The sequence below is a fragment of the Enterobacter quasihormaechei genome (genome assembly GCF_004331385.1).
Lineage (GTDB): Bacteria > Pseudomonadota > Gammaproteobacteria > Enterobacterales > Enterobacteriaceae > Enterobacter > Enterobacter quasihormaechei.
This window is the reverse complement of record NZ_SJON01000016.1, coordinates 92,784-101,495: the sequence shown is the minus strand read 5'-3', so window position 1 is coordinate 101,495 and position 8,712 is coordinate 92,784. Positions and strand designations below refer to the sequence as shown.

General features: G+C 61.5%; 1 protein-coding gene. It reads right to left on the bottom strand.

Annotated features, from left to right (window positions below; all coding sequences use genetic code 11):
- On the bottom strand, window positions 1–8,679 hold an 8,679-nt coding region (locus E0L16_RS17940; protein WP_131637649.1), incomplete at its 3' end, for an Ig-like domain-containing protein.
- Between the last annotated feature and the right edge of the window lie 33 nt (window positions 8,680–8,712).

The window sequence follows — 8,712 nt, the reverse complement described above, 5'->3', positions numbered from 1 at the left end:
TGTGCCGCTGATAATCTGCGCCTGACCGTGCTCGGCGACGTTAATCACGTCGTCATCTGCAATAGCGTGGATGGTGACCGCCGGAACGGTCATATCCACCGTCAGGTTATGGTTTGCCGACGCCGGGTTGCCCGCCTTGTCACTCACGCTCGCGGTTACGGTCACGCTGCCGTCGCTGAGCGCCGCCAGATCCGCCGCCGGAACGTTCAGCGTCCAGTTGCCGTTCGTACCGACGGTTGTGGTGTAGTCCTTGCCGTTCAGCGACACGGTGACCGTCTGGCCCGCCTCGGCGGTGCTGGTGCCGGAAACTGTCAGGTCAGACTGCGCTTCCGTGGCGTTCAGGATGTCGTCAGTCGCAATCGTGTTGATGGTGACGGACGGCGCGGTGGCATCCACGCTGTACTCGCGGCCAGCCGAAGCGCTGTTGCCGTTGACGTTGGTGACGCTCACCTGCACGCTGGCGGCGCCGTCCTTGAGGCCCGCCAGATCCGCAGCCGGCACCGTGGCGGTCCACTTACCCGCCGCGTCCACCGTGGCGGTGTAGTGCTTGCCGCCAAAGGTGATGGTGACGGTCTGATTTTCCTCCACGTTTGAGGTGGTGCCGGAAAGCACCAGATCCACGCCCTTCTCAGCCGCGTTAATCACGTCGTCGGTGGCAATGGCGTCGATGCTGATAGCGACGTTCGCCAGATCCACCGTCACATTGTGGCTGATGGAAACCGGATTGCCCGCGCTGCTCTGGCCCTCAACGGTCACGGTGACGGTGCCCGCTGCCAGGGCACTTACGTCCGCAGAAGGGAGAGCCGCGCTCCATGTACCGTCCGCCAGTACCGTCGCGGGATAAGTTTTGCCGTTGACGGTAACGGTCAGCGCCGTGCCTGCGCTCAGGCCATTGCTGGAACCGGTAATAATCAGATTCTGTCCGTGTTCGATGCTGTTGATCACGTCATCGCCGGCCACGATGTCCACGCGCAGGCCCGGCAGGCTGGCGTCGATGGTGATCTCACGCTCGCCGCTGCCGCTGTTGCCCACGCCGTTCGTGACGCTGGCGGTTACAGTCAGATCGCCGTTGCCCAGCGCCGTCAGGACCGATTCCGGTACAGAGACGGACCAGGTCAAATCGCTCTGCACCGTTGCGGTGTAGCTGTTGCCGCCAATCTTCACGGTCACGGTATTGCCCGCTTCGGCATTCACCACGGTGCCGCTGATGGTCTGGCCTGCGGCCACTTCTGCCGCGTTGATGACGTCGTCGCCTGCCACGGTGTTGATCGTGACGCCAGGCAGTACGGACTCCACGTTCACGGTGTGCGAGGTGCTGGTGCTGTTGCCGACGCTGTCCGTTGCCGAGGCAGTGACGGTGTAAAGCGCCTCACCCAGTTGACCTACCTCGCTCGCCGGAACGGTCGTGGACCATTGGCCGTTGGCCTCAACCGTGGCGCTGTAGGCTTTGCCGTTGAGCATCACGGTCACCACCGCGCCCGTCGCCAGTCCGGAAGCCGTACCGGTGATGGTCAGATCCTGCGTTTTCTCGCTGCTGTTGATCACATCGTCATCGGAGACGGTGTCGATGGTCAGCACCGGCGCGCTCAGGTTGACTTCCACCTCGCGCGTCGCGCTGTTGTTGTTTCCGGCTTTGTCGGTAAGCGCCGCGGTGATAGTGTAATCCCCGGCGGTCAGGGCACCGACGTCCGCCGCAGGCACGCCCACGCTCCAGTTGCCGGAAGCATCCAGCGTCGCCGTGTAATCTTTGTTATTGATGGTAACGGTCACCACGTCGCCCGCCGCCGCGCCGGTCACTGAGCCGGTGACGATCAGAGCCTGCCCGTGCTCGGCGCTGTTGATCACGTCGTCATTGGAAACGACGTCAATGGTCAGCTGTGGCACGGTGGTATCGACCAGCACGTCGCGACCCGCCGAAGCCGGGTTGCCGGCCTTATCGGATACCGCTGCCGTGATCGTGTAGTTGCCGTCGTTAATCGCGCCGACATCCGCAGAAGGCACGGTCACGCTCCAGCTGCCGTTTGCCTGCACGGTGGTGGTGTAATCCACGTCGTTCAGCGTCACGGTCACGGTCTGGCCCGCTTCGGCGTTAGAGGTACCGTTGACGACCAGATCCTGCTGCGCTTCGGCGGCATTGATGATGTTGTTGTCGCTGACGATCTCGACAGATACCGTCGGCGCGGTGGCGTCCACGCCGTACTCGCGTCCCGCCGAGGCGCTGTTGCCGTTCACGTTGGTTACGCTCACCTGCACGCTGGCGTCGCCATCCTTCAGACCAGCCAGATCCGCCGACGGCACGGTCGCCGTCCAGTTGCCGCTGGCATCCACTTTCGCCGTGTAGGACTTGCCGCCGAACGTGATGTAAACCGTCTGGTTCTCTTCCACGTTGCTGGTGGCACCCGACAGCACCAGATCTGCGCCTTTTTCTGCCGCATTAATCACGTCGTCGGTAGCGATAGCGTCAATGCTGATAGCAACCGTCGCCAGGTCGACCTTCACGTCGTGGCTGATAGAAACCGGGTTGCCCGCTGCGCTCTGGCCTTCAACGGTCACGGTGACGGTGCCTGCGCTCAGCGCGCCGACGTCTGCTGCCGGAACGGCGGCCGTCCAGGTCCCGTCTGCCAGTACGGAGGCCGCGTAAGTTTTACCGTTAACGGTCACCGTCAGTGCTGAACCCGCTGCCAGACCGTCGCTGGAGCCGGTGATAATCAGGTTTTGAGCGTGTTCGATGCTGTTGATCACGTCGTCGCCCGCCACCTTATCGACCCGCAGGCCAGGCAGGTTGGCATCAATCGTGATGTCGCGCTCGCCGGATCCGGTATTACCGTGGCCGTTAGTCACGCTGGCGGATACGGTCAGGTCGCCGTTGCCGATGGCGGTTAACACGTCAGACGCGACGTTAACCGACCAGCTCAAATCGTCCTGCACGGTTGTCGTATAGGTATTGCCACCCACCGAAATTGTGACAGTGTCACCACTCGCGGCACCGCTCACCTTCCCGCTCAGGGTTTGTCCGGAAGCGACTTCCGCTGCGTTAATCACGTCATCGGTGGCGATTGCGTTGATGGTGATCTGCGGCAGCGCGCTGTCGACCAGCACGCTGTGGCTGGCGTTCGCGCCGTTGCCTGCGCTATCGGTCACGCTTGCCGTGACGGTATAGGTCGCTTCACCCAGCGCAGAGACGTTCGCCGCCGGAACGGTCACGCTCCAGCCGCCGCTGGCGTTGGTGGTCGCGGCGTAGTTGATGCCGTTGAGGTTCACGGTAATCGCTGTGCCTTCCGGCTGGTTGCTGGTTCCGGAAAGCAGCAGATCCTGGCCTTTCTCGGTGGCATTGATGACGTCGTCAACCGCCAGGGTATCAATGGCAATCGTCGGTGCCGTCAGGGAGACGTCAAGATCATGCGTGGCCGTGGTGCTGTTACCCGCCTTATCGGTGAGGGTGGCGGAGATTGTCTGATGCCCGCCAGCCAGCGCGCCCACGTCTGCCGCCGGAACGCCCACGCTCCAGCTTCCGGCACCGTCCAGCATCGCGGTGTAGTCTTTGCCGTTCAGGGTTACGGTAATGACGTCGCCCGCCTGTGCGCCCGTCACCTTGCCGGAAACAATCAGCGCCTGGCCGTGCTCGGCAATATTCACAATGTCGTCGCCCGCGACGAGGTTGAAGCTAATCTGCGGCACGGTGGTATCCACCAGCACGGCAGCATCCGCGCTGGCCGGGTTGCCCGCTTTGTCGGATACGGAAGCCGTGACCGTGGCGTTACCGTCGGAGATGCCCGCCAGATCCGCAGCCGGCACGTCGAGCGTCCAGCTGCCGTCAGCCTGCACCTGCGCGGTGTACTGGTTGCCGTTGAAGGTTACGGTAACCGTCTGGCCTGCTTCGGCAGTGGACGTCCCGCTCAGGGTCAGATCCTGCGCTGCCTCAGCCGCATTCAGCATGTTGTCGCCGCTGATGGTACTGATGGTCACCACTGGCGCGGCGGTGTCGACGCTAAAGACCTGCGAAGAGGAGGCCGCATTGCCGTTCACATTGGTCACGCTGACCTGCACGCTGGCATCGCCGTCCTTCAGGCCGTTCAGATCGGCAGCCGGAACGGTGTAGCGCCAGTCGCCGTTGGCATCGACCGTCGTGGTATACGTTTTACCCGCGACGCTGACGGTAACGATCTGGCCCGCTTCAACGTTTGAGGAAGAGCCGGAAAGCACCAGATCCTGGCCTTTTTCCGCCGCGTTAAGCACGTTGTCGTCCGTCACGCTGTTGATGCTAATCGCTACCGGGGCGAGATCGACATCCACAACGGTGCCAATGTTCACCGGGTTACCGGAGGCATCCTGCGCGCTGGCGCTAATGGTGAGCGAACCGTCCGCCCATTGGGAGACGTCTGCCGCCGGAACCGCTGCCTGCCAGGTACCGTCCGCCAGTACCGAGGCAGAATAATTCTTGCCGTTAATGGTGACGGTTACGGTGCTGCCCGCCGCCAGGTCGGTGCTGGTGCCGGAGATAACCAGGTTCTGCGCGTGTTCGATGACGTTAATCACGTCGTCACCGGCGACGATATCAATGCGCAGGCCGGGCAGCTGGGCGTCGATGGTGACGTCCAGAGAAGACGAACCGGTATTGCCGTGCGCGTTAGTGACGCTGGCCGATACGGTCAGATCGCCGTTGCCAAGCGCGGTTAACTGGCTCTGGGTTAGCGGCAGGCTCCAGGTGAGATCGTCCTGCACGGTTGCCGTGTATGTTTGCCCGCCGAGGATAATCGTGACGGTATCGCCCGATGCCGCGTTTGAGACCTTCCCGGTCAGGGTTTGCCCTGCGGCCACTTCCGCCGCGTTGACGATATTGTCGGTTGCGAAAGTGTTGATAGTGACTACCGGCAGCGAGCTGTCTACCAGCACATCGTGCGAGGTTGAGGCGCTGTTACCCACATTGTCGGTCACGCTCGCCGTCACGGTGTAACTGGCTTCGCCCAGCGCGCTCACCGCAGAGGCGGGCACGGTGACGCTCCAGCCGCCGCTGGCGTTGGTGGTGGCGGTGTAGTTGATACCGTTCAGGTTTACGGTGATGGTGGTCCCTTCCGGCTGATTGCTGGTACCGGAAAGCCGCAGATCTTCGCCCTTCTCTGCCGCATTGATCACGTCATCTACGGCCAGCGTGTTAATACCGATAACAGGCGTCACGGTATTCACCACCACATCCAGAGAATTGCTGCCGGTGTTGCCGGACCGATCGGTCACGGAGACGTTAATGGTCCAGGTGCCGTCCGTCAGCCCCTGAACGACGGATGCAGGCAGGCCGAGGCTCCAGTTGCCCGCCGCGTCCACCGCAGTGGTATAGTCCACGTTATTAATGGTAATGGTGACCAAATCGCCCGCCGCCGCGCCGGTGACGGAGCCGCTCAGGATCTGCGCCTGAGAATGGGCCAGCTGGTTAACGGTGTTGGTGTCGGTGACAAAGTCATTAATGGTCACCTGCGGCACGGTGGCATCCACCAGCCCAACGCGATCCGCGCTGCTGCTGTTACCCGCCACGTCGCTGACGGTAGCCGTAACGGTGATCGGGCCATCGGTTAGCGCGCCAACGTCGGCGGCAGGCACGTTCAGCGTCCACGTGCCGTCAGCCTGTACAGTGGTTTGATAGTTTTTGCCGTTCAGCGTCACGGTGACCGTCTGACCCGCTTCAGCGGTGGTACTGCCGCTGAGCACCAAATCCTGCTGCGCTTCTGCCGCATTGATGATGTTGTCGTCGGTCAGGTTATCGAGCGTAATGGCCGGCGGCTGCGTATCGACGGTCACCACGCGTGAGGCGTCCGCGCTGTTGCCGCTGACGTTGGTCACGCTGACGCTCACCTGCGCCCGCCCGTCGATCAGCGTTTCCATGGCGTTCGCCGGGACGGTCAGGCTCCATGAGCCGTCCTGCTGCACCTGCGCGGTAAAGGTCCGATCCGCGAATTTCACCACCACGGTCTGGCCCGCCTCTACGCCCTGCGTCTGGCCGGAAAGCGTTAAATCCGCTCCTTTTTCCGCAGCGTTGAGCATATCGTCAGCGGTTACCGTATTGATGGTGACGGCCACGGCGTTCAGATCAAGCTCAATCGGGTGTTCAGCCACAACGGTGTTGCCCCAGGCGTCTTCAGCACTGACGCTAACGGTCATGCCGCCCGCGGTCCATGCCTTAAGGTCAGACGCGGGCACGCCAATCTGCCAGCTGCCGCTGGCGGTAATCACGGCGGCGTACTCAATATTATTGATGGTGACGACGATCGGCGTGCCGGCAGCCAGATGGGTACTGGAGCCGGTCACGGTCAGATCCTGCTGCTGTTCGATGGCGTTGATCACGTCATCGCCAGAGATGGTATTGACGCGCAGGCCCGGAAGTCCGGTGTTGATGTTGATATCACGCTCGCCGGTGCCGGTATTGCCGTGCGCATTGGTGACGGAGGCACTGAAGGTAAGCCCGCCGTCGCCAAACGCCTGAATGTCTGCGGATGGGATCGTCACGCTCCAGGTCAGATCGCCGCCAACCGTCGCGGTGTAGCTTTTGCCACCCACGCTGATTGCGACGGTATCGCCCGCCGCCGCGCCGGTCACGCGTCCGCTAAGGGTCTGGTCCACCGCCGCTTCGACGTTATTGACCAGGTTATCCCCCGCAAAGGTGTTGATGATCACCTTCGGCAACACGGTATCGACCAGCAGATTCGCCTCGGCGGAGCCGCTGTTACCCACGCTGTCGGTGCCGCTGACGCTGACGGTGTAAAGGGTATTTGCCAGGCCCAGCACGTCGGAAACCGGCACCTGAACGGACCAGGTGCCGTTCTCAACGGTGGCCTGATAGCTCACGTTATTCAGGGTCACGGTGACGGCGCTGCCGTTCGGCAGATTACTGGTTCCGCTGAGGCTCAGGGGCTGCATAGCCTCCTGCGCATTCAGGACGTTATCCTGGCTGATGGCGTCAATCGTGAATTCTGGCGGGTTGCCGCTGAGCGTAATACCGTGCGTCGCGCTGCCGGTATTGCCCGCCGCATCGGTGACGGAGACAGAAACAGTATGGCTCCCCTCACCCAACGTGCCGATAACAGAGGCCGGTATCCCTACGCTCCAGCTGCCGTCCGCCTGGACAACACCGGTAAAGGTCTTGCCGCCGAGGGTCACGGTGACGACATCACCCGCTGCCGCGCCGTTCGCATGGCCGGAAACAATCTGCGCCTGACCTTGTTCGCTGGTGTTCAGGATATCGTCGCCCGCAACGGTGTTGATAGTCACAACCGGCGCGGCGGTATCCACGGTGAAATCGGCAGTCGCGGATGAACCGTTTCCGGCTTTGTCGCTGACGTTAACCGTCAGGGTATGCTCGCCATTTGCCAGCGCCTGTACCTCGCTGGCCGGCAGCGTGACGGACCATGAGCCGTCGCTGCCCACCGTCGCGGTATGATTTTTGCCGTTCAGGGTCACGGTGACAATCTGCCCCGCTTCGGCATCCGTTTTACCGGTCAGCGTCAGGGGCTGATGGTGTTCAGCCGCATTGATGACGTTATCCTGCGCGATCGTGTCGACAGTGATCGCTGGCGCAGCGGTATCAACGCCAATGGTCTGGCTGCCGCTCACGGTATTCCCCGCCGCATCCTTACCGCTGACGTTCACTGTCCAGGTGCCATCGCCCAGCGCCTGCGCATCTGCGGCAGGCACCTTCACGCTCCATGCGCCGTTTGCGCCCACTTCAGCTGTATAGGATTTGCCGTTCAGCGTAACGGTCAGTTCGGTGCCCTGCGCCAGATTTTTGCTGGCACCCGAGAGCGTAAAGCCCGCAGACTGTTCGCTGGCGTTGATCACGTTATCGCCCGCCGTCGTGGCAAGCGTAACGGTGGCATCTGCCGTGGATACGGTAACGGTGATGCTGCCCGCAGAGGTCGTTTTACTGCCGTCGATCTGCACGACAGACCAGGTATGCTCGCCGTCCGCCTGGGTCGGGAGTTTTACGGTCCAGGTGCCGTCTTTCGCGACCATGGTGCTGGCGATGGTGCTGCCGCTACCGTCCTTAATCTGAATGGTCGCGCCAGGCTGCCCGGTACCGCTGAAGGTTGGGGTGTTATCGTCCGTGACCTCTTTTGCACTCAGCACACCCTGCTTGTCACCCGCTTTATCCGTCAGCAAAAACGTTGGCGTCGCGCTCTCTACTTCTTTAGTATTATCAATAACTTTTATTTTGGTTTCGCCGTCACCGCCGTGAGAAAGCAGCGCACCAATGGCCCCGCCCCCTAACGCCGCCCCGGCAATCCAGCCCCACGGCGCATCGCTTAAGACGCCTCCCTGCTCCAGGAAAGGCTCAATGCTGCTGATAGGTGTCGCCTGCGCGGTTAATTCCGTGGCGGCAACGCCCGATGCTTCACCGGCATCGGCGAAAGAAATGTGCGTCAGTTCCTGATTATCGTTGAAGACCAGCTCTGAGTGGTTTTGCGTCTCAGGATCTTCCACAAAATAATTATTGCAGCGAATCACGCTGCCATCTTTCATATAAATGAGGAGGTCATTCCCCTGGCGGACATACCGCACCACGTCCTGAGCAGAGCCCTGAATTTCAATTACGCTCGGCGATGAAATAGAGACAGACAGATTTCCTTCACCGGTTAATTTTGTTTTTTCTGCCGTTTTTCGAATGATGACATCAACAACTTTTGCGTTACTCATATTCTTCTCCTTGCAGGTGCGCGTATTCCTGTG